This window comes from Bradyrhizobium australiense, assembly GCF_013114825.1.
Taxonomy (GTDB): domain Bacteria; phylum Pseudomonadota; class Alphaproteobacteria; order Rhizobiales; family Xanthobacteraceae; genus Bradyrhizobium; species Bradyrhizobium australiense.
The window spans coordinates 48,352-74,652 of sequence record NZ_JAAVLX010000014.1 but is presented as its reverse complement, the minus strand read 5'-3'; the positions used below and the strand labels follow the sequence as shown (position 1 = coordinate 74,652).

The following is a 26,301-nucleotide window of genomic DNA, read 5'->3' as shown; positions in this document are numbered from 1 at the left end:
ACTTACGAAGGGAACGCCTGATGATCACGCTCTATCACTGCGACGGCGCGCGCTCGTTCCGCCCGCTCTGGATGCTGGAAGAGATGGGCTTGCCCTACGAGCTGAAGATGCTGCCGTTCCCGCCGCGGGTGCTGGCCAAGGAATATCTTGCCATCAATCCGCTCGGCACCATTCCGTTCATGATCGACGGCGAGACGAAAATGACGGAGTCGTCCGGCATCTGTTATTATCTCGGCACCAAATACGGCCCGACGCCGCTGGTAGTCGGGTTGGAAGAAGCAGCCTATGGCGCCTTCCTGAACTGGATGTATTTCAGCGACGCCACGCTGACCTTTCCGCAGACGCTGGTGCTGAGATACAGCCAACTCGAGCCGGAAGAGCGGCGGAACCCGCAAGTTGCCGGCGACTACGCGAAGTGGTTCCTGGGTCGGCTGCGCGCGGTCGAGGCAGCGACTGCCAACGCCGAAAACCTCTGCGCCAGCCGGTTCACCGCGGCCGACATTGTCAACGGCTATGCGCTGCGGCTGGCCGGCAATATAGGCTTGTCCAGGGATTTCGGGCCGAATGTCAGGGTATATTGGGCCCGGTTGCAGGAACGCGAGGGCTATCAGCGCGCGCTTGCGGCGGAACGCAAGGCGGGCATCGAGCAGAACGTGGCGCCTCGGATCCGGGCTTGAGGGTGTGTGCGTCATTCCGGGGCGATGCCAATCATCGAACTATGGTGCGCAATTGCGCACCTGAGAATCTGGAGATTCCAGGTCTGGTCCTTCGGATCATCCCGAAATGACAGATTCCGCCGTAGTCAGTCCTCAAATTTCCGCTATGGTTGACCCCATCGCAGCGGCCAGAGAGCCGCGCGAGGAGGACGAGCCATGGACGATACCGGCCACAAATCCGGCCATCTGATGCTGATCACCCCGGAGCGCGTGTTCTACGCCGGCCTGCTCGGTCGGCCACGGCAACGCTGCTCGGGCGGGTTCAACATCTATGTCGCGATCGAGGGCGGTCTCTGGCTCACCACCGCCGATGGTCGAGAGAGCTATGGCGAGATGTTCACCGTGCTGCCGAACGTCAGGCACACCATCGCCAGCGATCATCGCTCGGTGCTCAGCGTTGTGATCGAACCGGAGAGTGTTCGCCCCGGAACGCTCGAAGACCTCGCCAATCGCCTCGCGGGGCCTGAGGGTGAGGCTTTCACCAGCCGCATCCGCGCCGCCTATCGCGAATTGCGCGAGCATCACGCCGGCGACGAATTCTCCAGCGCCGAATTCGATTTTCTTTGTCTCGGTGAAGCGCTGCCTCATCGCGTGTTCGATCCCCGCGTGGCGCGTGCGATCGTGCAGATCGGAAAATTCTCCGGCGAGCCGGTCACGGCAGCAAGCTGCGCCGCAGAGGCGGGATTATCCCCGTCACGCTTCCTGCACCTATTCAAGGAGGAAACCGGCATCTCCTTCCGCTCGTTCCGCGCCTGGAAGCGGGCGCGGCATTTGCTGCATTTCGCCAACCAGGACATCAACCTTGCGCATCTCGCGCAGGATATCGGCTATCCCGACTCAACGCATTTCAGCCACTCGATCCGCCGCTTCTATGGCTTGAAGCCGCGCGCGATCTTTTCCGGCTCACGTGATCTGGCGATCTACCGCCATCGCCATGCGAGCGCCGGATAGCGGGTGGACGCAAGAAGCCGGCCGATGCGGGACGCATGATCGCTGAGGATATTTCGCGATCCCTCGCGCTCCGTTTTCGAAGGTTGATCCATGGGCGACAAGGCCGTCATTACCTGCGCGCTGAACGGCGTGCTGACCGATCCGAAGCAACACAACGTGCCGGTCACGCCGGAGCAGATGGCGCGTGAAGCCAAGGCCGCGTTCAATGCCGGCGCCAGCATCATGCACATCCATCTGCGCCAGCAGGAGCCGAACAAGGGGCATCTGGCGTCCTGGGACGTCAACGTGTCCAGGGAAATCCAGCAGGCGATCCGCGAGGCCTGCCCCGGCGTCATCATCAACCACACCACGGGCACGTCAGGTCCGAAATATCAGGGCGCGCTGGATTGCGTGCGCGAGACGAGGCCCGAGATCGCGGCCTGCAATGCAGGGTCGCTGAACTATCTCAAAGTGAAGTCCGACAACACCTGGGCGTGGCCGCCGATGATGTTCGATAACGCGGTCGAGAAGGTGCAGGACTATCTCGATGTGATGAAGGAAGCCGGCACGATTCCGGAGTTCGAATGTTTCGATGTCGGCATCGTGCGTTGTGTCGGCATGTATGTGCAAACCGGCATGTATTCCGGCCCGCTCGAATATAATTTCGTGATGGGCGTCGCCTCCGGCATGCCGGCCGATCCGGAATTGCTGCCGATCTTGTTGAAGCTGAAGCGACCGAAATCCCACTGGCAGGTCACCGCGATCGGCCGTGCCGAAATCTGGCCGTTGCACCAGCGCTGCGCCGATCTCGGCGGGCACCTGCGCACCGGATTGGAGGATACTTTTTATCTCGCCGACGGCACCAAGGTGACCTCGAACGGGCAGCTGATTGAGGCCATTGCCGCCTGCGCACGGCGTGCGGGCCGCGAGATCGCGAGCCCGGCCGAGGCTAGGCGGATTTTCGGGACCAGGCATTAGTCGTCGTTCCGGGGCGCGCGCAGCGCGAACTATGGTGCGCAATTGCGCACCTGAGAATCTCGAGATTCCCGGTTCGACACTTCGTGTCGCCCCGGAATGACGGAGCAAACTTCATCCATGGCAACAATCGAAAATACCATTTCCCCCTCGAGCGCCGCCTACAAAGCTAACCGCGACGGCATGTTGGCGCTGATCATGCGGATGCGTTCGCTGGAAGATCGCACGCGGGCGGCATCCGCTGCCGCCAAGGACCGTTTCCACAAACGTGGGCAGCTGCTGCCGCGCGAGCGCGTGGCGTTGGTGCTCGATCCCGGATCGCCCTTCATCGAGCTCTCGACGCTTGCCGGCTACATGTTCGACGTGCCGGATGCGGAGAAGAGCGTGCCCGGCGGTGGCGTGATCGCGGGCATCGGCTTTGTCTCCGGCATCCGCTGCATGGTCAGCGCTAATGATTCCGGGATCGATGCCGGCGCGTTGCAGCCGTTCGGCCTCGACAAGACGCTCCGGGTGCAGGAGCTGGCGCTGGAGAACAAGCTGCCTTACGTGCAATTGGTCGAAAGCGCCGGCGCCAATCTGCTGCGCTACCGCGTCGAGGACTTTATTCGTGGCGGCAACATCTTTCGCAATCTCGCGCGGCTGTCGGCCGCCGGTTTGCCTGTGGTCACCGTGACTCATGGATCGTCAACGGCGGGCGGCGCGTATCAGACGGGGCTCTCCGATTACATCGTGATGGTCCGCGGCCGCACCCGCGCATTCCTGGCTGGTCCGCCGCTGCTGAAGGCCGCAACGGGAGAGATTGCGACCGAGGAGGAACTCGGCGGCGCCGAGATGCACACCTCCATTTCTGGCCTTGGCGATTACCTCGCCGAGGACGACCGCGACGCGCTGCGCATCGCGCGCGACATCATGGCTAATCTGGAATGGGACCGGCCGAAGGCTGCGGCAGCGCCCTTCAAACCGCCGCGGTATGATTCCGAGGAATTACTTGGCATTATGCCGATGGACCACAAGCGTCCTGTCGATATGCGCCAGGCCATCGCGCGCGTCGTCGATGATTCCGATTTTACCGAGTTCGGCGCGAATTACGGGCCGGCGACGGTCTGTGGCCACGCCCGTATCGAAGGGCAGGCGATCGGAATCATCACCAACAACGGCCCGCTCGACGTTCCCGGCGCCAACAAGGCGACGCATTTCATCCAGGCCTGCTGCCAGTCGCGCACGCCGCTGCTCTACATGAACAACACCACCGGCTATATGGTCGGCAAAGCCTACGAAGAGGCCGGCATCATCAAGCACGGTTCCAAGATGATCCAGGCGGTGACCTCGGCGACCGTGCCGCAGATCACGATGTATTGTGGAGCTTCGTTCGGGGCCGGCAATTACGGCATGTGCGGGCGCGGTTTCCATCCGCGCTTCTGCTTCTCCTGGCCCAATGCCAAGACCGCCGTTATGGGCGGCGAGCAGGCCGCCGAAACCATGGCGATCGTGACCGAGGCGGCCGCGGCGCGGCGCGGCAAGCCGATCGAGAAGGAAAAGCTGGAGGCGATGAAGGCGCAGATCACGGGCGTGTTCGACGGCCAGATGGATGTGTTCTCGACCAGCGCGCGCGTGCTCGATGATGGCGTGATCGATCCCCGCGATACCCGTAGCGTGCTTGCGGAAGTGCTGGCGATCTGCCGCGAGGCCGAAGCCCGCACGCCGCAGCGCATGCAATTCTCGGTCGCCCGGCCATGAGCGGGCTAGGCATGAAGCGAACGCCGTTCTTCAAGATTCTCGTCGCTAACCGCGGCGAGATCGCGCTGCGGATCATGCGCACCGCGCGCCGCCTCGGCTATGGCGTGGTCGCCGTCTATTCCGATGCCGATCGCGAGGCCTTGCATGTCCGCGAGGCCGATTCCGCGGTGCGGATCGGCGAAGCTCTGCCGGCCCAATCCTACCTGCGGATCGACGCGATCATCGCTGCGGCCAAAGCCATTGGCGCCAGGGCGGTGCATCCGGGCTATGGCTTCCTCGCGGAAAACGAGGATTTCGCGCAAGCCTGCCGCGATGCCGGGCTGGTCTTCATCGGCCCGTCGCCCGAGGCGATCCGGGCGATGGGCAACAAGGCTGGCGCCAAGGACATCATGCGAGAGGCTGGCGTGCCCGTCGTGCCCGGCTATCAGGGCGCGGACCAGAGCGACGCGGTGATGCTGGCGGAGGCCAGGAAGATCGGTTTCCCCGTGATGATCAAGGCGGTTGCTGGCGGTGGCGGCCGCGGCATGCGGCTGGTCGAGGACTCCGCGGCCTTTCCCGATGCGCTGCGCAGCGCAAGGTCGGAGGCGCTGGGCGCGTTCGGCGATCCGACGGTGATCCTGGAGCGTGCCATCGTCGATCCCCGCCATATCGAGATCCAGGTGTTCGGCGATCGCTACGGCAATGCCATTCATCTTGGCGAGCGCGACTGCTCGGTGCAGCGCCGGCACCAGAAGGTGATCGAGGAGGCGCCGTCGCCGAAGGTAACGCCGGAATTGCGGACGCGGATGGGTGCCGTGGCGGTCACTGCCGTCAAATCGATCGGCTATGAGGGCGCCGGGACACTGGAATTCCTGCTCGATGAGAGCGGCGAATTCTATTTCATGGAAATGAACACGCGGCTGCAGGTCGAGCATCCCGTCACAGAGGCGATCACCGGGCTCGATCTGGTCGAACTGCAGTTGCGCATCGCCGCGGGCGAACCGCTTGGACTCAGGCAGGAGGACGTCAGATTCTCCGGCCACGCCATCGAGGTGCGGCTGTGCTCGGAGGACGCGGGCCGTGACTTCATGCCGCAATCGGGACGAATGGCGTTGTGGCAGATGCCCGACGGCATTCGCGTCGAGCACGCGTTGCAATCGGGCTCTGAGATTCCGCCGTTCTATGATTCAATGATCGCCAAGATCATCGGCCACGGCGCCGATCGCAACGAGGCGCGGGGCCGGTTGATCTGCGGCCTGGAGCAGACGGCCGCATTCGGTGTCACCACCAATCAGGGATTTCTGATCTCCTGTTTGCGCCATCCGGCCTTTGCGAAGGGCGAAGCGACCACGGCCTTCATCGGTAATCACCGCGACGAATTGTTGGTGTCATGTGCGAACGACAAGACGAAGGGTGCGCTGGCGGCATTGCTGCTATACGTTACCAATCCGCATGCTCCGCCCTGGCGCGGAGGGCGCAGTCTGGCTGCGACATTTCCGCTGACGATGCGGATCGATCTCGGCAGTGGCGTGCTCGAGGTTGATGTCGTTCGGAGCCGCGAAGGGAGCTATGTCGCGAGCCTCGATGGCAACGAACATTGTTTCGAGGTCAACGACCTCGGCCGCGATGTGATCCGCTTCCGCGCCGATGGCATAATGGAATCTGCGCGTTTCCTGCGCGATGGCGACCAGCTCTATATCCTGCATCGTGGCACCACGGTTGCTGCCCGCGATCTGACGCTCGCACCGCCGGCTTCTGCAGCTGCCAGCGGTGGCGACGGCAAGGTCCGCGCGGCGATGAACGGCCGCGTGGTGGCGGTGCTGGTCAAGCCGGGCGAGCAGGTCGCCACCGGCCAGCCCGTGATGACGCTGGAGGCGATGAAGATGGAGCACGTGCATACAGCGGGCGTTGCGGGCACGGTTTCGTCGATCGACGTGGCCGAAGGCGAGCAGGTGACGACCGGCAGGATCGTCGTGGAGATTGCGGCGGCGTGACTGCGCAGGGTAGGGCAAAGGAGCATAGCGACGCGCCCACCATTCTTGCTGCGGGTGAAATGGTGGGCATGCTGCGCTTTGCCCAGCCTATGAATTCTATTCCGGCCGCCCCGTCCCATCATTCAACCAACACGCCACTTGATGCCCTTCACCCGCTTCCACCAGCGCCGGCCGCTCCACCTTGCAGCGGTCCATGACATAGCGGCAGCGGGTGTGAAAGGCGCACCCGGAGGGCGGGTTGATCGGGCTCGGGACGTCGCCGTCGACCATCGGCGCGAGCCGCTTTGCCTTGGGATCGGCGACCGGGACTGAGGCCAGCAGTGCCTGTGTATAGGGATGACGCGGGTTCGCAAACAATTCCGTCTTGTCTGCGATCTCGACAATGCGGCCGAGATACATCACGGCGACGCGGTGGCTGATATGGGCGACGACGGCGAGATCGTGCGCGATGAACAGGTAGGAAAAATCGTTCTTGCGCTGCAGGTCGATCAACAAATTGATGACCTGCGCCTGGATCGAGACGTCGAGCGCCGAGACCGGCTCGTCGCACACGATCAGGCTCGGCCCGAGCGACAGCGCGCGGGCAATGCAGATGCGCTGCCGCTGTCCGCCGGAAAATTGATGCGGATAGTTCTTCATCTGGTCGGGCCTGAGGCCTACCTGCGCGAACAGTTCGGCGACGCGTTCCTGCTGCGCACGCCCGGTCGCCAGCCCATGCACGCTGAGTGGCTCGCCGACGATATCGCCCGCGGTCATGCGCGGATTGAGCGAAGCGAACGGGTCCTGGAACACGATCTGCATCGAGCGACGATGCGGGCGCATCTCGGCCTTGCTCAGCCCGGTGATATCGGTGCCGTTCAGCTTGATGGCGCCGCTGGACGGCTCCACCAGCCGCAGCACGCTGCGCGCGACCGTCGATTTCCCGCAGCCGGATTCGCCGACCAGCCCGAGCGTCTCGCCTCTGGCGACCGAGAAGCTGACGCCGTCGACCGCATGCACCGTGCCAACGCGCCGGCGCAGGACGCCGCCGCGCACGGCGTAATGTTTGACGAGGTCAGTGACCTCCAGAAGAGGGCGTTGATCGGTCATGGCGCGCCTACCAATTCGGTTGCGCGCCAGCACGCCGCGAGATGATTGACGTCGACCTCCTGCAGCGGCGGATATTCGGCGCGGCAGCGGTCGATGGCGAGGCGGCAGCGCGGCGCAAAGGCACAGCCCGGCGGCAGGTTCGTCAGCGATGGCACCATGCCCGGAATTTCGTTCAGCCGCGCATCGGTTTTCGCGCCGAAGGAAATCACCGCGGGCATCGAGGCCATCAGTCCGCGCGTATAGGGGTGTTTTGGATTCTCGAACAGGTCTTCGACGGTCGCTTCCTCGACCTTCTTGCCGGCATACATCACGATGACGCGCTGCGCCGTCTGCGCCACCACGCCGAGATCGTGGGTGATCAGAATCAGGCCGGTGCCGAGCCTCTTCTGCAGATCGACGATCAGCGCCAGAATCTGCGCCTGGATCGTCACGTCGAGCGCGGTGGTGGGTTCGTCTGCGATCAACAGCGCCGGCCGGCAGGCCAGCGCCATCGCGATCATCGCGCGCTGCCGCATGCCGCCGGAGAGCTGGTGCGGATATTCCTGCGCGCGGCGGTCCGGCTCGGGAATGCGGACGAGGCGGAGCATTTCGACCGCCTTGGTCCAGGCCTCCTTGGAGGTCATCTCCTGGTGCAGGCGGAGAACCTCCGTGATCTGGTCGCCGATCCGCATCACCGGATTGAGCGAGGTCATCGGCTCCTGAAAAATCATCGAGATGCGATTGCCGCGGATCTGGCGCATCTCGGCCTCCTCGAGGCTGAGCAGGTCGGTTCCTTCCAGCGTCACCGTGCCGCCGACCACGCGGCCCGGCGGATCCGGCACCAGCCGCATCACCGACAGCGCGGTCACGCTCTTGCCGCAGCCGGATTCGCCGACGATCGCCAGCGTCTCGCCGCGGCGGACGGAAAATGACACATTGTCGACCGCGCGGAACAGCCCCGAGTTGGTGAAAAACACCGTCTGCAGGTTCTTCACTTCGAGGATAGTGTCGTCCTTACGCGCCTCGCTCATCAGCCGCTCTGCCTCGGGTCGAGTATGTCACGGAGCGCGTCGCCGAACAGATTGGTGCCGAACACCGCAAGACTGATCGCTACGCCCGGGAAGATCACGAGCCACGGCGCAACGCGGACATATTCGGCGGCCGATTCCGATAGCATGCGCCCCCAGGAGGGATAGGGCTCGGGAATACCGAGCCCGAGAAAAGACAGGGAAGCCTCGGTGAGGATGGTGGAACCGAGCTGCGCGGTCGCCAGCACGATCAAGGGCGCGAGCGTGTTCGGCAGAACGTGGCGCAGCGCGATGCGGGTCTCGCTCATGCCGATCGATTTGGCGGCTTCAACGAACGGCAATTCGCGCAGCGCCAGCGTGTTGGCGCGGATCACACGGGCGACGGTCGGGATTAGCGGAATTGCAATCGCAATGATCACGTTCGGCAGCGATGGCCCCAGCGCCGCCGTCATCACCAGCGCGAGCACCAACAAGGGAAGCGCCTGCAGGATGTCGGTGATGCGCTGGAACAACAGATCGACCCAGCCCGACAGATAGCCCGATACGAGGCCGACGATCACGCCGATCGTCGATCCCAATGCGGTAGCGCCGATGCCGACGGCGAGCGAGATGCGCGCGCCGTGAATGATCCGGCTCCAGACGTCGCGGCCGAATGAATCGGTGCCCATCCAGTGCGCCGCGCTCGGTGCCGCCAGCCGCTGCGCGGAATCCACACTGAGCGGGTCGTAGCGGGCGATCAGGTCGGCCGAGATCGCCATCCAGACGAACAGCACCATGATGACGAGGCCGACAGTGCCGAGCAGATAGCGTTGTGCCAGGAACACCAGCCGGCGCCAGCCATGCGTCGAATGGGCGCCGGCCCGTCTCAACTCGCTTTCGAAGTTAATCGTGGTCACACGGCTAGTCCCCATACCGGATGCGCGGATCGATCGCGGCGTAAAGCATGTCGACGGTGAAGTTTGCGACCACCACGACCACGGCGATCAGCATCACGAGATTCTGCACAATCGGATAGTCGCGCCAGCGCAGCGCCTCGACCAGGAAGCGGGCGACGCCGGGAATATTGAACACGGTTTCGGTGACGATCAGCCCGCCAATCAGGAAGGCCGCCTCGATGCCGATCACGGTAATGACCGGCAGAATGGCGTTCTTCAGTGCGTGGCGATAATTGACCGAAGCCTCGGAGGCGCCCTTGGCGCGCGCGGTGCGGATGTAATCCTGCCGCAGGATTTCCAGCATCGAGGAGCGCGTGATGCGCATCGTCAGCGCGGCGCTGCGAAAGCCGACGGCCATTGCCGGGACGGCATAGATCGCTAACGCCTCCGTCCAGGTCTTCGGGTTCGGGTTGTAGATGGGCATGCTGCCGAACAGCGAGACCGACGCCATCAGGATCAGCAGCCCGAGCCAGAACGAGGGCAGCGACAGGCCGCTCAGGCTGACGACGCGCAGCGCATAATCCAGCCGCGAGCCTTGGTGGACTGCGCTGAGGACGCCCAAGGGAATCCCGATCGAGGCGGAGAACAACAGCGCCAGTGCCGCCAGCCGGGCGGTGATCGGAATCCGCGGCAGGATCTCCTGCAGCGCCGGCTTTTCCGAGACGTAGGAATAGCCGAGATCGCCGTGCAGCAGTCCGCCGATCCAGTTCAGATATTGCTGATAGATCGGCAGGTTGAGACCCAGTTCCTTTTCGAGGTTGGCCTTGTCGGTGGGATCGACGAAGCCGGCGGCGTCGAACAGGATGTCGACGATGTTGCCGGGCACGACGCGCAGCAACACGAAGATAATGATCGAGATCCCGATCAGGGTCACGAGCATCAAGGCGAGGCGTCGCACGATGTAAGCAAACACCCGGCTACTCTCCCTGACCCATCGGCTTCTCTCGGTTGGATGTTACTTATCCATCCAGACGTCTTCGTAACGATAGCCGTTATAGGAGCTGTTCACCATTATGGTGATGCCCTTGACGTAAGGATGCCAGCAGGAGCCCTGGCGGGCGTGGAAGATGATCGGCCGCGCCACGTCCTCCTGCAGCTTCTTGTCGATCTCCCAGACCAGTTTCTTCCGCTTCTCCTTGTCGGTCTCGGCTGATTGCTGGTCAAACAGTTTTTCGATTTCCTTGTTGCAGTAGTTAGTGTAGTTGCGCTCCGACCCGCAGGAATAATTCTCGTAAAACGACTGGTCGGGGTCGTCGACGGCGTTGCCGGTGAGGTTGAGGCCAAGCGTGTAGTCTTTGCGCGCGACCTTCGGGAACCACTGCGCGGTATCGACGACGTCGAGTTCGCCGTCGATATAGATGTTCTTCATCTGGTCGATCAGGATCACCGCTGGATCGCGGTAAACCGGAATGTTGCGCGTCGAGACCTTGACGGAGAGATGTTTGTCCGGCCCGTAGCCCGCTTTCTGCATTAGCTTGCGCGCCTCCTCCCGGTTGGCGTTGATATCAGGGCCGTAGCCCGGGATCGATTCCAGCATCTCCTTCGGCATCGCCCACAGCCCACCCGGCGCAGGAAGCATGGTGCCGCCAATATCCGCCTGCCCTTCAAACAGGATCGAGATGAACGCCTTGCGATCGAGTGCCAGCGCGAGCGCGCGGCGAATGTCGATATTGTCAAACGGCGGCGAAGACGAGTTGACGATGATGTTGGTCGAGACGTTGACCGGCTCGACTACGCAGACCGCGTTCGGCGCCTGCGCCTTGACATCCTTCAAGAGCGGGATCGACACTTCCGTCGGGAAGGTCATGTCGAACTTCCCGGAGACAAATCCGAGGATCGCCGTCGAACGGTTGGGAATGATGGTGAACTCGATGCCGTCGAGATGCGGCAGCCCCTTCTTGAAGTAATCGGGATTTTTGGTGAGCTTGATCGATTCGTTGGCTTTGAACTCGACGAACTTGAACGGGCCGGTGCCGACCGGCTTGGTGCGCATCTCGGCCGGAGAGACGTGGCAGGGATAGACCGGCGTGTAGCCGGAGGCGAGCAGCGACAGCAAGGCCGGCTGCGGCCGCTTCAATTCGAACGACGCTTCGAAATCGCCGTTGACGGTCACTTCGTTGACCTGGTCATACCAGGACTTTCGCGGATTCTGCCGGAACTTCTGCTGCGACTTGCCCATCAGCATGTCGAAGGTGCATTTGACGTCGGCCGAGGTGAACGGCTTGCCGTCATGCCATTTTACGCCCTGTCGCAGCTTGAAGGTCAGCTTCTTGTTGTCGCTGCTCCAGGCCCAGCTTTCGGCGAGGTCGGGGACGATCGACTCGACGCTGTTCTGCGCCACGTCCTGCTTGAACATGACGAGGTTGTTGAAAACAGGCATGAAGGGAACGTTGATCGAATAGGTCGCGCCTTCATGGATCGATGCGCTGCCGGGGCTGTCGCGATGATAGACGCGGAGGATGCCGCCCTGTTTCGGCTCGCCCGCCGACGCAACATCGTAAGCCGGCAGCAATAACAACGCCGCGGCGGCAAGCGCACGAACGCTCCGCATGGTCCCCTCCACTTTTTTCGGTCTCAACTGGCCGATTGGTATCGAGGATACCATGATGGAGCATTCGGGCAACCGGCCAAGCCAAGGCGAGGATTGGCAATTCGGACTAATCGAAATCCGCACGGCGGGAACATGTGCGCCAATTCGGCTGTTCGCTGCGAACGCGCCAGGTTCGTTGCGGAGCAGCCGCTATATTGCGGCTCGCGCTAACATGTCCACCCGATGATGCACCGCACCACCAGGGCATCGCGACGTTCGGGTTTGATACCATCTCACATCGTGGCATGCTCACACGATCCGCGAGGCCTTGTTGCCCCAATAGCGATCGCGCAGCAGCCGCTTGTAGAGCTTGCCGGTCGGCAGCCGCGGCAGTTCGGCCTCGAAGTCGATCGAGCGCGGCACTTTCTGGCGCGACAGCGACTGGCTGCAGAAGGCGATCAGTTCGTCGGCCAGTTCCTGTCCCGGCGAAACGCCCGGCATCGGTTGCACCACGGCCTTCACCTCCTCCCCGAGATCGGGATTCGGCACGCCGAACACCGCCGCATCCGCGATCTTGGGGTGGGTGATCAGGAGGTTTTCGCATTCCTGCGGGTAGATGTTCACGCCACCGGAGATAATCATGAACGTGGCGCGATCTGTCAGGTAGAGAAACCCGTCATCGTCGACATAGCCGACGTCGCCGACCGTGCTCATGCTGCCGTCAGGCGAACGCGCCTCCTGGGTCTTGGTCGGGTCGTTGAAATATTCGAACGGGGTCGCCGTCTTGAACCACACCGTGCCCGGCGTGCCGACCGGGCACACCTTCATGTTCTCGTCGAGAACATGAAGGTCCCCAAGCAGCACCCGGCCCACGGTGCCGCGATGGGCCAGCCATTCCTCGCTATTGCAGGCGGTGAAGCCGAGCCCCTCGGTCGCGCCGTAATATTCGTGGATGATCGGTCCCCACCATTTGATCATGTCGTCCTTCACGGCAGCCGGGCAGGGCGCGGCGGCGTGGATCGCGATCTCCAGGGACGAGAGGTCGTAGCGCTTGCGCACATCCTCCGGCAGCTTCAGCATGCGCGAGAACATCGTCGGCACAAGCTGGGTATGGGTGACTCCCCATCTTTGAACCAGCTCCAGATATTTTTCCGGATCAAAACCTTCCATGATGATGACGGTGCCGCCGGCGCGGATCGTCAAATTGACCGCCGCTTGCGGCGCCGAATGGTAGAGCGGGGCCGGCGATAAGTAGATCATGCCTTCGCGGTATTGCCAGAGCTTGTGCAGGAAATCGAAGATCGGCAGGTTCTGCACCGGCGGTTGCTCGGGCAGCGGCCGCAAAATACCTTTAGGCCGGCCGGTGGTGCCCGACGAGTAGAGCATGGCGGTGCCGATGCATTCGTCTGATATAGGGGTTTTCGGCAGGCCTGCCGTCGCCTGTTGCAGCCCGACGATACGATCGCTTTCGCCTTCGCCGTCGGCGATGATGCATAGTTCGATGTTCGCGCATTCCTTGATCGCATCGCGGGCGACGTCGAGTTTCGCCTTTGAGGTGATGAGAACGCGCGATTGGCTGTTGGTGAGGATGTAGGCGAGCTCGCCCGCGGTCAGGTAGGAGTTGACGCACGTATAATAAAGCCCGCTCCGTTCGCCGGCGCCGCAGGCCTCGAGGTAGCGGCCGTTGTTCTCCATGAAGATCGAATAGTGATCGAGCCGCTTCAAGCCGTACCTGCGGAACAGATGCGCAAGCCGGTTGCTCCGGGCCTCCAGCTCGCGATAGGTCACCGCCTCGCCTGACGACGCCATGATGAAGGCGGGCTGAAGCGGACGAAGACGAGCGTGCGTGCCGGTGTACATGTTGGGCTCGCTCTCCTTACGCAGCCATATCCAGAATCTCGCGCACCTGCGCGGGCCCTTCGATCTTGCGCGGATTGCGCGGCACCCACGGCGTTTTCATCGCAGCCTGGGCGATGCGGTCGAAATGTTCAGGGCCCACTTTGACGTCCCGGAGGCTGCGCGGCATGCCGAGGCTGCGAATGAAGCGATCGAGCACGTCGCCGGCATCCTCGTTCGGGTGCCCCATCGCGGCTGCGACCAGCGCCTGACGCTCGGCATTGGTTGCCTTGTTCCAGCGCATTACCGACGGCAGCATGACGCAGGACGTGTAGCCGTGCGGCACGCCGAATTCGGCGCCGAGCACATAGCCGATGCCGTGGCTGGCTCCCATCGGCACGCCTGACGCGAGAGGCCCGGTCGAAAGCCAGGTTCCGATCTGGCAATCCATCCGGGCATCGAGGTCGCCGGCCGCGGCCTTCACCCGCGGCAAAGCCTGCGCCAGCATCGTCAGGCCCTTCAGCGCCTGTGCATCGCCATATGGATGCGCCTCGCGCGCGCAGATGCCTTCGACGCAATGATCGACGGCGCGGATGCCGGTTGACAGCCACAGCCATTCCGGCGTGTGTGCGCTGAGCCAAGGGTCGAGAATCACGGCGCGCGGCATCAACAGTGGATGGCGCAGCGCTTCCTTGACCTTCGTCTTCTCGTTGGTGACGCCGGACGTGGAAGAGAATTCGCCACCGGCAATTGTCGTCGGCACGCTGATCTGGCGCACGGTTGGTGCTTTGAGCTGCGGCGAAGCGCCGCGGCCGGCCTTGATCCTCTCGATCTCATCGGGCTTACGGATGTCGTTGGCGAGGCAGAGCTGCACCGCCTTGGCACCGTCGGTGATCGAACCGCCGCCGATCGTGACGATGAGATCGGCATCCGCGGCGCGGGCCTGTTCGGTGGCGGCAACGACCGCGGCGCGTGGCGTGTGCGGCGGCATAGCATCGAACGTGCCGACGCATCGCGGACCCAGCGCGCGGCGGATATTCTCGATTTCATCGGTTTCGCGGTTAAGCGTGCCGCTGACCATCAGGAAGACGCGCCTCGCGCCGAGCCGGTTCAACTGCTCGACAACAGCCTCGGCTGCCGGCCTCCCGAACACGACCTCGTCCATAGCGCCGAATACGACACGCCCTCTGTGCACGCTTGTCCTCCCCGGCCATTTTCTGGCCCTTGTGGCGGGCCTTGCCGCAACGTTAGCGGAGGAAATCAGCGACGTCATGCCCGAAGGCGGCTATGTGCACGGACGGTGCCGCCCCGCGGGCGGTCGCTCCCTCCCCCAAGGGGCCCCCAAGGGGAGGGAACGACCGTTCGTGCGGTGACAGGGTACGCAAGACGTTGCGAGCGAAGCGAAGCAATCCAGCTCGCCGCACAAAGAATGGATTGCTTCCGCCTTCGCGCGTTGAGCTTCCGCGGATGCGGTTGTCGCTTGCGCAATGACGGCTGAGCGCAATTGCCGTCATTCCGGGCGCTCGCAAAGCGAGAGCCCGGAATAAGCAGGCCGCATGCTCGGAGCTGAAATGGATTCCGGGCTCGCGCCCCGAGGCAGGTCCCGGCCTGACGGAGAGGGCAACGGATGTCACGTTTTCGTCATCCGGCGGCGATAGCTGAGTGGTCGTGGCGGCAGGTTCCCAGCTTCATCGCAATGCAGAAAAGGTAGAATCCAAGGGCGCAGAGCGTTGGCGACGCGGATGCATAACGATTGTGCTTGATCCCGCCGCCTTCTTGACGAGACTGGGAACCGATCACATCTGAGGCCTCCACAAAGTTCCACGGCAGCCGCTTCCATCGATCAGGATGTTGAGAGTGCAGGGGAGATGGGATTGAGCACGACTGAACAATTGGAACGTCCGGCTGCACCCGCCAGCGTCGGCATTCACTCATTTCGCCACTTCAAATGGCTTCCGCCGCTGCTCGCGCTCGCGCTGTCTGCCTGCGGCGACAAGCCGCCGCAACAGCCGGCCGCAGCGCCGCCATCTGTCACAGTTGCGCAGCCGGCGAAACGCACCGTCACGGATTGGGACGAATTCACCGGCCGCTTCGAGGCCATCCAGGAAGTCCAGGTTCGCGCCCGTGTCGGCGGTTTCGTGACCAGCGTCGAATTCCGTGACGGAGCCATCGTGCGCGCAGGCGACCTGCTGTATGTGATCGATTCCCGTCCGTTCGAGGCGGTCGCGGAGCAGGCCGACGGCCAGTTGTCGGACGCACGCGCCAAAGCGGAACTCGCCAGGCGCGAGCTCGACCGCGCCTTGACCCTGAACCAGACCCAGGCCGTGTCCGATTCCGTGGTAGATCAGCGTCGCCAGACCTTGCAGGCGGCCCGCGCCGCGGAGATGCAGGCCGAAGGCGCGCTCAAGGCCGCCAAGCTCAACATCGAATTCACGCACGTGATGGCGCCGATCACGGGTCGTGTGAGCCGCCACCTCGTCACCCCCGGCAATCTTGTACAAGGCAGCGAAGGCGGCGCCACGCTGCTCACCTCGATCGTATCGCTCGATCCGATCTACATCTATTTCGACGTGGATGAGGCGACCTATCAGCGGAATAGTAGGCTCTGGTTCGAAGGCAAGCGCCCAAGCTCGCGCGACACGCCAAATCCGGTTCAGGTGATGCTGACGGGCGAAACCAAGCCCTCGCATGAAGGCAAGATGGATTTTCTCGATAACCGCCTGGATGTCTCGACCGGGACGCTGCGCAGTCGCGCGGTGATCCCCAACAAGGATCTCTCGATTCTTCCCGGGCAGTTCGGCCGCGTCCGCATCATCGGCAGCGCGCCGTACGAGGCCTTGCTGCTGCCGGATACGGCTGTTGCGACTGATCAGTCGCGCAAGATCGTGTTCATCGTCAAGGAGGACAATACGGTTGAGGCGAAGCCAGTAACCCTCGGCCCGCTCGATGAAGGCCTGCGCGTGATCCGCGAGGGGCTAAAGCCCGATGACCGCGTGATCATCGACGGCCTGCAGCGGGCGCGCGTCGGCGCGAAAGTCAGCCCGCAGACGGGCGAGATCAAGCCTGCCGGTGCCAAGACATGAATCTCGGCCGTCTTTCCATCAACCAGCCCATCCTGGCGATGGTGCTGTCGATCGTGCTCCTGATCGTCGGCGCGATCGCCTACACCACGCTGCCGGTCTCGGAATATCCGCAAGTGGTGCCCCCGACGGTGACGGTCACCACACAATATCCGGGCGCTTCCGCGCAAACCGTCTCCGATACGGTGGCTGCTCCGATAGAGCAGGAGATCAACGGCGTCGAGGACATGCTGTACCTCTACAGCCAGGCCACCTCGAACGGGCAACTGACCATCACGGTCACTTTCAAGCTCGGCACCGATCTCGACAAGGCCCAGGTGCTGGTCCAGAACCGCGTCGCGATTGCACAGCCGCGGCTGCCCGAAGAGGTGCAGCGCAACGGCGTCGTCACCCGCAAGAACAGCCCCGACATCCTGATGGTCGTGTTCATGCTGTCGCCGGACGACACGTTCGACCAGCTCTACATCTCCAACTACGCACTGCTGCAGGTCCGCGACCAGTTGCTGCGGCTCGACGGCGTCGGCGACATTCAGATCTTCGGCGCGCGCGACTATTCGATGCGGCTGTGGCTCGATCCCGACAAGATCTCGACGCTCGGCCTGACCGCGGGCGAGGTGGTGGCGGCGATCCGCTCGCAAAACGTGCAGATCGCGGGCGGCCAGATCGCGGAGCCGCCGATCGCCGACCGCGCCTTCTCACCCAATCTCACCTTCACTGGCCGCCTCAAAGACCCGAAACAGTTCGAGGAGATCGTGGTCAAGGCCGGCGCAGATGGGCGCACCGTCAAGTTGCGCGACGTCGCGCGGATCGAACTTGGTGCGCTGGCCTATTCGACCAACAGTTTTCTGCTGCGCAAATCCGCCGTCGCCATGCTGGTGACGCAGCGGCCGGGTTCCAACGCGCTGGCGACCGCCAAGAGCATTTCCAACACTATGGAAAGGCTGAAGGCGAGCTTCCCGAAAGGGCTCGACTACAACATCGGCTACAACCCGACCGAATTCATCGCGCAATCCGTCAGCGAACTGATCAAGACGATCTACGAGGCGATGGCGCTGGTCGTGATCGTAGTGCTGGTGTTTTTGCAGGGCTGGCGTCCGGCCATCATTCCGATCATCGCGATCCCGGTCTCGCTGGTCGGCACCTTTGCGGTGATGGCGGCGCTCGGATTCTCGATCAACAATCTGACGCTGTTTGGTCTCGTGCTCGCGGTCGGCATCGTGGTCGACGACGCCATCGTGGTGGTCGAGAACGTCGAGCGCCATCTCGAGCACGGTATGAGCCGGCGCGACGCCGCGCTCCGCACGATGGAGGAAGTCGGCAGCGCGCTGGTGTCGATCGCGCTGGTGCTGTGCGCGGTGTTCGTGCCCACCGCGTTTCTGGGCGGCATCTCGGGGCAATTCTTCCAGCAGTTTGCCGTCACCATCGCGGTCGCGACCGCGATTTCCTGCTTCTGCTCGCTGACGCTGTCGCCGGCTCTGGCCTCGCTCATCCTGCAGCCGCATGAAGACAAAAGGCCGCCGGCGAGATGGAATTTCATCGCCCGCGGCTGGGACACCTTTACCGGCGTGTTCAATCGCGGCTTCGAGCGGCTGGCGCATGGCTATGCCCGCGCTGCCGATTTCGTGATCCGGCACGCGGTGGTGATGCTGGTGCTCTATGCGGCGCTGATCGGCAGCGCCGGTTGGCTGTTGATGACGACGCCGCAAGGCTTCATCCCGGCGCAGGACCGCGGTTACGTCATTGTCTCCGTGCAATTGCCGGGCGCCGCCTCGCTGGCGCGGACCACCGAAGTGGTCCGCGAGATCGAGCGGATTGCGCTTGATACGCCCGGCATCATCCGCGTCGCGGCATTTGCCGGTTTCTCGGGTGCAACGCGAACGCAGGCGAGCAACGCAGCCGCGTTATTCCCTGTGTTCGAAGATCCGGAAGAGCGTCACAAGAAGGGGCTTTCCGCAGGCGCGATTGCCAACAATCTGCGCATGCGGCTGGCGAGCATCCAGGGCGCATTCATCATTGTCATCCCGCCGCCTGCGGTGCCCGGCATCGGCACCGGCGGCGGCTTCACGATGCGCATCCAGGACCGCCAGGGCCGCGGCTCGGAAATGCTGGCGGCCGCGACCGACGAACTGGTCGGCGCCGCGCGCAAGGCGCCCGGCCTGACGCAAGTGTTCTCGCCGTTTGCCGCCAACACGCCGCAATTGTTCGTCGACATCGACCGCGTCAAGGCGCAGAAGCTCGGCGTGCCGATTGCCAACATCACCGATACGATCCAGACCTATTTCGGCTCGTCCTATGTCAACGATTTCAACCTGTTCGGTCGCACCTACCACGTCACCGCGCAGGCTGATCTGCCGTTCCGAAAAGAAACGTCCGATCTCGCACGCCTGCGCACGCGCAACGCTGCCGGCGACATGGTGATGCTCGGCAGCGTCGTGAGTTTCAGCGATATCTCCGGCCCCGACCGTGTCGCGCGCTACAATCTCTATCCCGCGTCCGAACTGCAGGGCGATACGCTCCCGGGCACCAGCTCGGCAACCGCGATCAACACCATGAAGAAGGTGGCCGAGGACACGCTGCCGAGCGGCTTCTCGTTCGAATGGACCGATCTGTCCTATCAGCAGGTCACCGGCGGCAACACCGGCCTCTACGTGTTTCCGATCTGCGTGCTGTTCGTGTTCCTGGTGCTGGCCGCGCAATATGGCTCATGGAGCCTGCCATTCGCTGTCATCCTGATCGTGCCGATGTGCCTGCTCGCGGCCACCATCGGCGTACGCATCATGGGGCAGGACGTCAACATTCTCACCCAGATCGGTTTCGTGGTGCTGGTGGGGCTGGCGGCCAAGAACGCCATTCTGATCGTCGAGTTCGCGCGCGACATCGAGCTGGAAGGCCGGTCGCGCCTGGAGGCGGTGATCGAAGCCTGCCGGCTGCGGTTGCGGCCGATCCTGATGACGTCGTTCGCCTTCATCCTCGGCGTGCTGCCGCTGGTGATCTCCTCGGGCTCGGGCTCTGAGATGCGGCAGGCGGTGGGCGTCGCCGTGTTCTTCGGCATGCTGGGGGTGACGCTGTTCGGCCTGGTCTTCACGCCGATCTTCTATGTCATCGTGCGGAATCTCGCCGATGGGAAAGGCAAGAAGCCGGTCGCGGCGTGAGCGGGATCGGACAATTGGCCCTGCCGTCATTCCGGGGCGCGACGAAGTCGCGAACCGATCCATTGGGCCGCATCACGTGTCGAGAAGTGGTTTCTCTGATGTGCAATTGCACATCAAAGCTCGCGCTTCGCGCGCCCACAGGTGCGCAACTGCGCACTGGGGAATGACGGGTGAAGCGTTGGCGCGCGCCTCGCCTTCAAGGGTTCCCCATACTTTTGGCTGATTCGAAATGGATGGGCAGGTGCGGGGTTATTGAATAGTGTTGCCAGGTTCCTCTGACAAAAAATTCCGGGAGAAAAAAATGAAGTCGGGATTGTTAGCCGCCGTTGCGGTGGGTGGTCTCTTGCTCGCCGCGCCGGCATTGGCGCAGGGCGTCAAGATCGGTATTCTGAACGATCAGTCCGGGGTCTACGCCGATTACGGCGGCAAATGGTCGTTCGAGGCGGCCAAGATGGCGATCGAGGATTTCGGCGGCGAAGTGCTGGGCCACAAGATCGAAATCGTCTCCGCCGACCATCAGAACAAGCCGGATCTCGGTGCAGCCATCGCGCGGCGCTGGTATGACGTTGAAGGCGTCGACATGATCACCGAACTGACGACGTCCTCGGTCGCGCTCGCGATTCACGAGCTTTCGAAGGAAAAGAAGAAGATCGATATCGTTGTGGGCGCGGCGACCTCGCGCCTGACTGGCGACGCTTGCCAGCCTTACGGCTTCCATTGGGCCTACGATACGCACGCGCTGGCGTTCGGCACCGGCGGCTCGCTGGTGGAAGCGGGCGGAGACACTTGGTTCTTCATGACCGCCGACTACGCCTTCGGTTACGCGCTGGAAAAGGACACCGGCGATTTCGTCAAGGCGAAAGGCGGCAAGGTGCTGGGCGCGGTCCGCATTCCCCTCAATTCGTCGGACTTCTCGTCGTTCCTGCTGCAGGCGCAGAGCTCGAAGGCCAAGATCATCGGGCTCGCGAATGCCGGTCTTGACACTACCAATTCGATCAAGCAGGCCGCTGAATTCGGCATCGTCAAAAGCGGCCAGAAGCTGGCCGGCCTGCTGCTGACGCTCGCCGAAGTGCACGGCCTCGGGCTTGAAGCCGCGCAAGGCCTGGTGCTGACCGAAGGCTACTATTGGGACCGCGACGCCAAGAGCCGCAACCTCGCCGAACGCTTTTTCAAGCGCACCGGCCGGATGCCAAATATGATCCAGGCCGGCACCTATTCGGCAACGCTGCAATACCTCAAGGCGGTCAAGGCCGCCGGCACAAAGGACACCGAGGCGGTGGCGAAAAAGCTGAAGGAGCTTCCGGTGGACGATGACTTCGCGCAGGGTGGCAAGGTGCTGGAAAATGGCCGCATGGTGCACGACCTCTATCTGTTCGAGGTAAAGAAGCCCTCGGAGTCCAAGAAGCCGTGGGATTACTACAAGCAGCTCGCCGTGGTGCCCGGCGACAAGGCGTTCCCGGCGGCGAAGGATTCCGGCTGCCCGCTGGTGAAGTAGGTGTCTCCGTCGTCCCTGCGAAAGCAGGGACCCATAACCACAGGCGGTTGTTGGTTACACCGGGCGGTGGCCTCAGCGTCGCGCGACAATTACCATCGGTGGTTATGGGTCCCGGGTCGCGCTTCGCTTGCCCGGGACGACGTGGGGATGGAACTGCGTGGATATTACCCCTGCGCCAACCGCCACACGATCGCGCCGAATGCGCCGATCCACAGCGCGATCGTCGCCAGCGCCTGAGTCGCAAATCCGGGGCTGCGTTGTGGGACCGACTTCGCGTAGCCAAATATATAAAGAATGCGGCCGACGGCCCAGACCAGCCCGAGCGCAGCGGCGATGCCGTCGCTGATATAGATCGCGAACAGCCATAGCGACGGCAGGAATATCGGCAGCCATTCCAGTGTGTTCATCTGCGCGCGATACACGCGCTCGAAATCGGGATTGCCCGAAATCGCCGGCAGCTTGACGCCGAATTTGCCGCGCGCCCGCGACACCAGAATGGACGAGTAGAAGTAGACCAGGACCGCCAGCAAGGTGGCGAGCGCGGTGAGATGATACATCGCTGAAACTCCCCTGTTTCCTGCGCGGGCTTAATAGCCGGTCATTTCCAGATAGCCCATCCCCGTGTGGCTGCCCGCAAAGCGGATCGGGCCTTCCCAATACGGAAAGCTCGTGCCCATCCAGCTCCTGGGATTGAGCGGCCGGCATTCGATCGCGAGCGCCATTTTCGCAACCGCGATGCGCCATGCCGTCGGGACCTTCCGTCCCTCGATCACCGTAACGGTGAGCGGGGTCATGGCGATGTCATCGGAGCCGAGCGTCTCGGCGGTGCCGTCGGACGCGATCCATTTGCCCGAGCTGTAATGCTGGCCGTCGGTCTGGCGCATCCGGTACAGCATCAATTTGTCGCCGGCGTTGAAATGCAGCGAGAGCCAGTCCCATCCGCTTTGATCCGGAGCCAGCGGCTGGCTGCTCCATTCACGATCGAACCAGGCCATGCCGGTGACGTCGATGGGCCTGTCGTCAACGGTGAGGATGCCCGTCGCCGCGTAATGTGGCTGGCTGTAGTAATAGGAGGCCTGTTCGCGCAGCGATTTGCGGCTATAGCCGCCATCGCCCTGCAGCACCAGCGGCCGATCCGCATCCAGGCGTAGCGTGTAGCTGAAGTCGGTGCCCGATGCTTTCAGCTCGCACGATGCGATATTGTCGTCATTCACCTGATCGAGGGCGCGCATCTCCCAGGCATCGATCCAGGCGTGAAACGGTTGGGCTTCAACGCCAGCCTGGCCGACGCCGCCGCGCGCGAACGTCTGGCTGAAGCGGTGGGTATCTTCGCGCGTGACGGCAGCATGGCCCATCCAGATCTGCTGGTTGGCCCAACCTTCCTGCGGCCCGCCCCCTGCGATCGCCTGGCGAAACAGCGTCCATTGCGCGCCGTAGGCCACGCCGCGCGCATCGGCGAGGTTGGCCGTCACATACCACCACTCGATTCGAAACTCCGGATGCGGACCGTGGTCGGCGGGAAATGCGAACGTTCTGCCCGGCACGACCGGTGCAAATCCATCCGCGCCTTCGCTCAAACCCGCAAAACCCTGCGCGAGCGCCTTGCCACCAAGACCTGCGAGGAGTGCGCCTCTGATGAAGCCGCGGCGGGTAATGAGGCCGCTACCGTTCATTGGCGAAGATCCTGATCAGGCTGGCTGGTTGCATGCGCGCCAGCCTGATGACGGGGAGCGCGGAAGCCGCAACCGCAGCCGCCATCGCGACGCCGGTAAGCCATAGCAGTTGCAACGGAAAGATTTGAAACGGCAACCGCCAGCCGAACGCCTTGACGTTGACGATCGCGAGCAGGCACCACGCGACCAGCAGACCCAGCGGAAGCGCAAAAATGGTAGTGATCAGCGCCACCGACACCGTCTTCAAGAGTTCGATTGCCGCGAGCCGCCGCCGTGTGATGCCGATCGCCCATAACGGGGCCAGTTGCGGCAGGCGGGAGTTGGCAAGCGTCAAGAGGCTCGTTAACAGCGCAACGCCGGCGACCCCGAGCGTGAACGCGTTCAGCGCCGCCGTGACCGAGAAAGTGCGGTTGAAGATCCGCGTCGATTCCGCCTTCATCGTCGCCTGATCGGCGATGTTGCGGTCGTCGAGGCCAAATTTTTCCTGCAAGGCAGAAATCAGCGCCGGGATCTTTGGCGAGTCGACGCGCAATCCCATGCGCGTCAGCGGGATTTCCGGAAAGCGCCGCGTCAGCGCGGCGAAGTTCACCGCGATCTGGCCCTTGGGGTTGCCGTAATCGGCGTAGATGCCGACCACGTCGAGCGCCCAGTTTCCGCCCGACGCGGGCACTTCGATGCGAGTGCCGACAGAGAGGTGCAGCCGCCGCGCCAGTTGTTCGCTGACGAGCGCCGCATCGCCCGGACGCAGCCTCCGCCAGGCATCCTCAGTCGATTGCAGCAGCGGCCAGTTTTCGCGGTAGGTGGCGTGATCGGGCAGGCCCAGCACTTCGAGCGGTGCGCCTGCCAGTTGCGTATCGGCGCGGCCGCCGGGCAAGATCGCCTTGACCTCTGGCCGTTCGCGCAGCCACGCCTTGATCTCGTGTGCCTGTGCGTCGTTGGTGGCGTTGACATAAACGTCTGCCGCCAGCCGCCCATCGAGCCAGACCAGGAAGGTGCGGGAGAAACTTTCGACCATGGTGGACACGCCGACATTCACCGCCAACGCAAGTAACAGCGCCATCAGGGCGAGCGACAATCCCGACAATTGCTGGCGGCTATCGGCCCAGAACCAGATGCCGAGCGGCGCTCGCGCACGACGCTGACCAAACGACAGCACGAGTTCCAGAAACATCGGCAGGATCAGCGCTGCGCCGAGCATCAACGCAGCGAGCACGGCAAAGCCCGAAATCAGAGAATCGCCAAACCACAAAAAGCCGCCAGCCGCGGCAAACGCCGCGAGCGCCAGTGCGCTCTGATAGGTCAGCCAGCGCCGCTGCGCCTGTTGCCAGGCAAACGGTTGGGCGGTGGCGAGCAGCGGCAGCCGCAGCGCCTTGGTCAGGCTCGTGGTGGCTGCAGCGAGCGCGCCAAGAATGCTGATGGCGATGCCCGCGATCCACCATTGCGGTTTGAGCGTCAGGTGTCCCGGAATCTGCGCGCCATAGAGCCCGCGGAGCGAGGCCGCGACGTCAGGCAGCAGCGCTCCGGCGATGAAGTAACCGCACACGAGTCCGATCAGCCCCGCGATCAGGGCGAGCGATACCAATTCGAGCACCAGTACGGCGTTCAGCATCCGCGCTGAGACGCCGCAGGCGCGCAAGGTGCGCAAGGTCGGCAGCCGCTGTTCGAAGGCGAGCCCGATCGCGGAATTGACGATGAACAGGCCGACAAAGAACGACAGCAGCCCGAATGCGGTCAGGTTCAGGTGAAAACTGTCGGTCAGGCGTTCGAGATCGGTTTCCGCATCCGATTCGACCAGGCGAAGCTTGTCGCCGACAACACTTTCGAGCGTCGGATGCTTGCCTGTCGCCTTGCCGATCAGGAGGCGCGAGAGCTGATCGGGCATTTTCAATAGGCTTTGCGCAATGCCGATGTCGACGACCAGGACGCCAGGCACCAGATTCGGCTGCACGCGAAGCGGCGGCAGCGGCGCGCCGCCATCGCCTTCTGGGCGCGCGCCCTCGGCCAGCTTGAGGTCGGAAAGCGTTTCCGGCGCCACCAGCATCTCGCCTGGCGGCGTCATGAAGGATTGCAGGCTGGCTTTGCCGATTGTCGGCGCATTGCCGACTTCGGCGGGCAGTGTGACCGGCTCGATACCCAATAGCCGGAACGATCGTCCCTCGATCTGGATGCGGCCTTCCAGCACCGGGGAGACCGGCCAGCCGGCGCGGCGTAACTCGACAAAGAGTTTTTGCGGAAAGGTCGCGCCGTTGCGGGCGACCAGCATGGCGGTGCGAGTGCCACCAAAGGTGGCGGCAGCGCGATCGTAAGAGGTGCGCGCCTGCTGATTGAGCGCCTGCACGCCGCTCCATAGCGCGGTCGCCGAGATCAACCCGATCAGCAAGGTCGCCAACTGCGTCGGATGCCGGCGCCAGTGGCTGAGCAGCACGGCCAGTGTCCACAGCGCGCGTTTCACGCGATCACCCCGGCATGGAGGTTGACCTGGCGGTCGAGCGTTGCGGCGAGCCGCGTGCTGTGCGTCACCATCAGAAAGCCGCAGCCGCTGCGCGTCACCAGATCGCGCGCGAGCGCCAGCACCTCGTCCGCGGTATCCTCGTCGAGATTGCCGGTCGGCTCGTCTGCGAGCAGCAATAACGGCTTGACCGCCAGTGCCCGGCCGATCGCGACGCGTTGTTGCTGGCCGCCGGACAATTGCTCGGGATAGCGTTTCAGGAAACGGCCGAGCCCGAGCCGCTCCACCAGTTCGTGGTGCCAGGCCGCATCGTGACGGCCGGCGATGCGTGACTGGAAACCGAGGTTGTCTTCCACGGTGAGGCTCGGGATCAGGTTGAATTGCTGAAACACCAGGCCGAGCCGGTCGCGGCGCATTTCCGCCCGGTCGGCATCGCTGAGTTCGGCGACGGATGCATCCGCCAACTTGATCTCGCCGCCATCGGCTGCCTCGAGACCGGCGATCAGGTGCAACAGCGTGCTCTTGCCGCTGCCGGATTCGCCGGTGAGCGCGACGCTCTCGCCGACAGCGACTGTCAGGTTCACCCCGCGCAGCACTGCGATCTCTTCGCCGGCGGTGCGGTAGCTCTTGGTCAGGCCGGCTACGTGAAGCACGGGGCCGGTTACGCTGGGATTGCCTTTGGTCATGCGCGACGATGGACCGATCTGACCATGAAAATCCCCCG

Annotated in this window: 19 protein-coding genes; 8 read left to right on the top strand and 11 right to left on the bottom strand. The window is 63.3% G+C overall.

Going from position 1 to position 26,301, the window contains the following annotated elements:
- The first annotated feature begins 20 nt into the window (after positions 1–20).
- The 5 genes from HCN58_RS32180 (at position 21) to HCN58_RS32160 (ending at position 6,331) form a co-directional block, all read left to right on the top strand.
- The gene (locus tag HCN58_RS32180; RefSeq protein ID WP_171583371.1) at positions 21–677 is read left to right on the top strand and encodes a glutathione S-transferase family protein; all 657 of its coding nucleotides are present in this window, start codon (positions 21–23) and stop codon (positions 675–677) included.
- A gap of 195 nt (positions 678–872) precedes the next feature.
- Entirely contained in the window at positions 873–1,667 is a 795-nt protein-coding gene (locus HCN58_RS32175) for a helix-turn-helix domain-containing protein (RefSeq protein ID WP_171583370.1), read from the top strand.
- A 90-nt stretch (positions 1,668–1,757) separates the two neighbouring features.
- Complete coding sequence (locus HCN58_RS32170) at positions 1,758–2,624, top strand: beta-keto acid cleavage family enzyme (protein ID WP_171583369.1); 867 nt, start codon at positions 1,758–1,760, stop codon at positions 2,622–2,624.
- 117 nt (positions 2,625–2,741) lie between these two features.
- Positions 2,742–4,358, top strand: a complete 1,617-nt coding sequence (locus HCN58_RS32165; protein WP_171583368.1) for an acyl-CoA carboxylase subunit beta — start codon at positions 2,742–2,744, stop codon at positions 4,356–4,358.
- Positions 4,359–4,369: 11 nt separating this feature from the next.
- Positions 4,370–6,331, top strand: coding sequence for an acetyl/propionyl/methylcrotonyl-CoA carboxylase subunit alpha (locus tag HCN58_RS32160; protein ID WP_171583367.1), 1,962 nt, complete (start codon positions 4,370–4,372; stop codon positions 6,329–6,331).
- Positions 6,332–6,427: 96 nt separating this feature from the next.
- Here HCN58_RS32160 and HCN58_RS32155 read toward each other — a convergent pair whose 3' ends face one another.
- The 7 genes from HCN58_RS32155 to HCN58_RS32125 all read right to left on the bottom strand — a co-directional run bounded on the left by HCN58_RS32155 (position 6,428) and on the right by HCN58_RS32125 (position 14,923).
- Positions 6,428–7,420 carry an ABC transporter ATP-binding protein gene (locus HCN58_RS32155; protein ID WP_171583366.1) on the bottom strand — a complete coding sequence of 331 codons (993 nt, stop codon included), beginning with the start codon at positions 7,418–7,420 and terminating at the stop codon, positions 6,428–6,430.
- A complete protein-coding gene (locus HCN58_RS32150; RefSeq protein WP_171583365.1) occupies positions 7,417–8,430 on the bottom strand; it encodes an ABC transporter ATP-binding protein in 1,014 nt (337 codons plus the stop codon). Before HCN58_RS32150 ends, HCN58_RS32155 begins: the two co-directional genes overlap by 4 nt.
- A complete protein-coding gene (locus tag HCN58_RS32145; protein WP_171583364.1) occupies positions 8,430–9,323 on the bottom strand; it encodes an ABC transporter permease in 894 nt (297 codons plus the stop codon). The genes HCN58_RS32150 and HCN58_RS32145 overlap by 1 nt, the downstream gene beginning before the upstream one ends.
- 4 nt (positions 9,324–9,327) lie before the next feature.
- Positions 9,328–10,275: an ABC transporter permease gene (locus tag HCN58_RS37265; protein ID WP_171583363.1), complete on the bottom strand. Its 948-nt coding sequence runs from the start codon at positions 10,273–10,275 to the stop codon at positions 9,328–9,330.
- A 42-nt stretch (positions 10,276–10,317) separates the two neighbouring features.
- Positions 10,318–11,913: an ABC transporter substrate-binding protein gene (locus HCN58_RS32135; protein ID WP_171583362.1), complete on the bottom strand. Its 1,596-nt coding sequence runs from the start codon at positions 11,911–11,913 to the stop codon at positions 10,318–10,320.
- A gap of 288 nt (positions 11,914–12,201) precedes the next feature.
- Entirely contained in the window at positions 12,202–13,752 is a 1,551-nt protein-coding gene (locus HCN58_RS32130) for an AMP-binding protein (RefSeq protein WP_171583361.1), read from the bottom strand.
- 16 nt (positions 13,753–13,768) lie between these two features.
- A complete protein-coding gene (locus tag HCN58_RS32125; RefSeq protein ID WP_171583360.1) occupies positions 13,769–14,923 on the bottom strand; it encodes an iron-containing alcohol dehydrogenase in 1,155 nt (384 codons plus the stop codon).
- A 730-nt stretch (positions 14,924–15,653) separates the two neighbouring features.
- Here HCN58_RS32125 and HCN58_RS32120 point away from each other — a divergent pair.
- From HCN58_RS32120 to HCN58_RS32110, 3 genes are all read left to right on the top strand, one after another.
- Positions 15,654–16,811 (top strand): efflux RND transporter periplasmic adaptor subunit, encoded by a 1,158-nt coding sequence (locus HCN58_RS32120; protein WP_311966927.1) that lies wholly within the window; start codon positions 15,654–15,656, stop codon positions 16,809–16,811.
- Positions 16,808–19,960 (top strand): efflux RND transporter permease subunit, encoded by a 3,153-nt coding sequence (locus tag HCN58_RS32115; protein WP_171583358.1) that lies wholly within the window; start codon positions 16,808–16,810, stop codon positions 19,958–19,960. The genes HCN58_RS32120 and HCN58_RS32115 overlap by 4 nt, the downstream gene beginning before the upstream one ends.
- Before the next feature lie 301 nt (positions 19,961–20,261).
- On the top strand, positions 20,262–21,455 hold the full coding sequence (locus HCN58_RS32110; protein WP_171583357.1) for an ABC transporter substrate-binding protein: 1,194 nt from the start codon (positions 20,262–20,264) through the stop codon (positions 21,453–21,455).
- Positions 21,456–21,619: 164 nt separating this feature from the next.
- Here HCN58_RS32110 and HCN58_RS32105 read toward each other — a convergent pair whose 3' ends face one another.
- Genes HCN58_RS32105 through HCN58_RS32090 form a run of 4 tightly spaced genes read right to left on the bottom strand, consistent with a single transcriptional unit; the run spans position 21,620 to position 26,263 of the window.
- On the bottom strand, positions 21,620–22,012 hold the full coding sequence (locus HCN58_RS32105) for an MAPEG family protein (protein WP_171583356.1): 393 nt from the start codon (positions 22,010–22,012) through the stop codon (positions 21,620–21,622).
- Between the two features lie 30 nt (positions 22,013–22,042).
- Entirely contained in the window at positions 22,043–23,128 is a 1,086-nt protein-coding gene (locus tag HCN58_RS32100; RefSeq protein ID WP_171583355.1) for a lipocalin-like domain-containing protein, read from the bottom strand.
- Positions 23,118–25,580: an ABC transporter permease gene (locus tag HCN58_RS32095; protein WP_171583354.1), complete on the bottom strand. Its 2,463-nt coding sequence runs from the start codon at positions 25,578–25,580 to the stop codon at positions 23,118–23,120. The genes HCN58_RS32100 and HCN58_RS32095 overlap by 11 nt, the downstream gene beginning before the upstream one ends.
- Positions 25,577–26,263, bottom strand: coding sequence for an ABC transporter ATP-binding protein (locus tag HCN58_RS32090; protein WP_171583422.1), 687 nt, complete (start codon positions 26,261–26,263; stop codon positions 25,577–25,579). The genes HCN58_RS32095 and HCN58_RS32090 overlap by 4 nt, the downstream gene beginning before the upstream one ends.
- Positions 26,264–26,301: the final 38 nt, after the last annotated feature.

Excerpts from the sequence above, each read along its gene's own strand:
- HCN58_RS32180 (WP_171583371.1), top strand. The coding sequence starts at position 21 with ATGATCACGCTCTATCACTGCGACGGCGCGCGCTCGTTCCGCCCGCTC.
- HCN58_RS32175 (WP_171583370.1), top strand. The coding sequence starts at position 873 with ATGGACGATACCGGCCACAAATCCGGCCATCTGATGCTGATCACCCCG.
- HCN58_RS32170 (WP_171583369.1), top strand. The coding sequence starts at position 1,758 with ATGGGCGACAAGGCCGTCATTACCTGCGCGCTGAACGGCGTGCTGACC.
- HCN58_RS32165 (WP_171583368.1), top strand. The coding sequence starts at position 2,742 with ATGGCAACAATCGAAAATACCATTTCCCCCTCGAGCGCCGCCTACAAA.
- HCN58_RS32160 (WP_171583367.1), top strand. The coding sequence starts at position 4,370 with ATGAAGCGAACGCCGTTCTTCAAGATTCTCGTCGCTAACCGCGGCGAG.
- HCN58_RS32155 (WP_171583366.1), bottom strand. The coding sequence starts at position 7,420 with ATGACCGATCAACGCCCTCTTCTGGAGGTCACTGACCTCGTCAAACAT.
- HCN58_RS32150 (WP_171583365.1), bottom strand. The coding sequence starts at position 8,430 with ATGAGCGAGGCGCGTAAGGACGACACTATCCTCGAAGTGAAGAACCTG.
- HCN58_RS32135 (WP_171583362.1), bottom strand. The coding sequence starts at position 11,913 with ATGCGGAGCGTTCGTGCGCTTGCCGCCGCGGCGTTGTTATTGCTGCCG.
- HCN58_RS32130 (WP_171583361.1), bottom strand. The coding sequence starts at position 13,752 with ATGTACACCGGCACGCACGCTCGTCTTCGTCCGCTTCAGCCCGCCTTC.
- HCN58_RS32115 (WP_171583358.1), top strand. The coding sequence starts at position 16,808 with ATGAATCTCGGCCGTCTTTCCATCAACCAGCCCATCCTGGCGATGGTG.
- HCN58_RS32110 (WP_171583357.1), top strand. The coding sequence starts at position 20,262 with ATGAAGTCGGGATTGTTAGCCGCCGTTGCGGTGGGTGGTCTCTTGCTC.
- HCN58_RS32105 (WP_171583356.1), bottom strand. The coding sequence starts at position 22,012 with ATGTATCATCTCACCGCGCTCGCCACCTTGCTGGCGGTCCTGGTCTAC.
- HCN58_RS32100 (WP_171583355.1), bottom strand. The coding sequence starts at position 23,128 with ATGAACGGTAGCGGCCTCATTACCCGCCGCGGCTTCATCAGAGGCGCA.
- HCN58_RS32090 (WP_171583422.1), bottom strand. The coding sequence starts at position 26,263 with ATGACCAAAGGCAATCCCAGCGTAACCGGCCCCGTGCTTCACGTAGCC.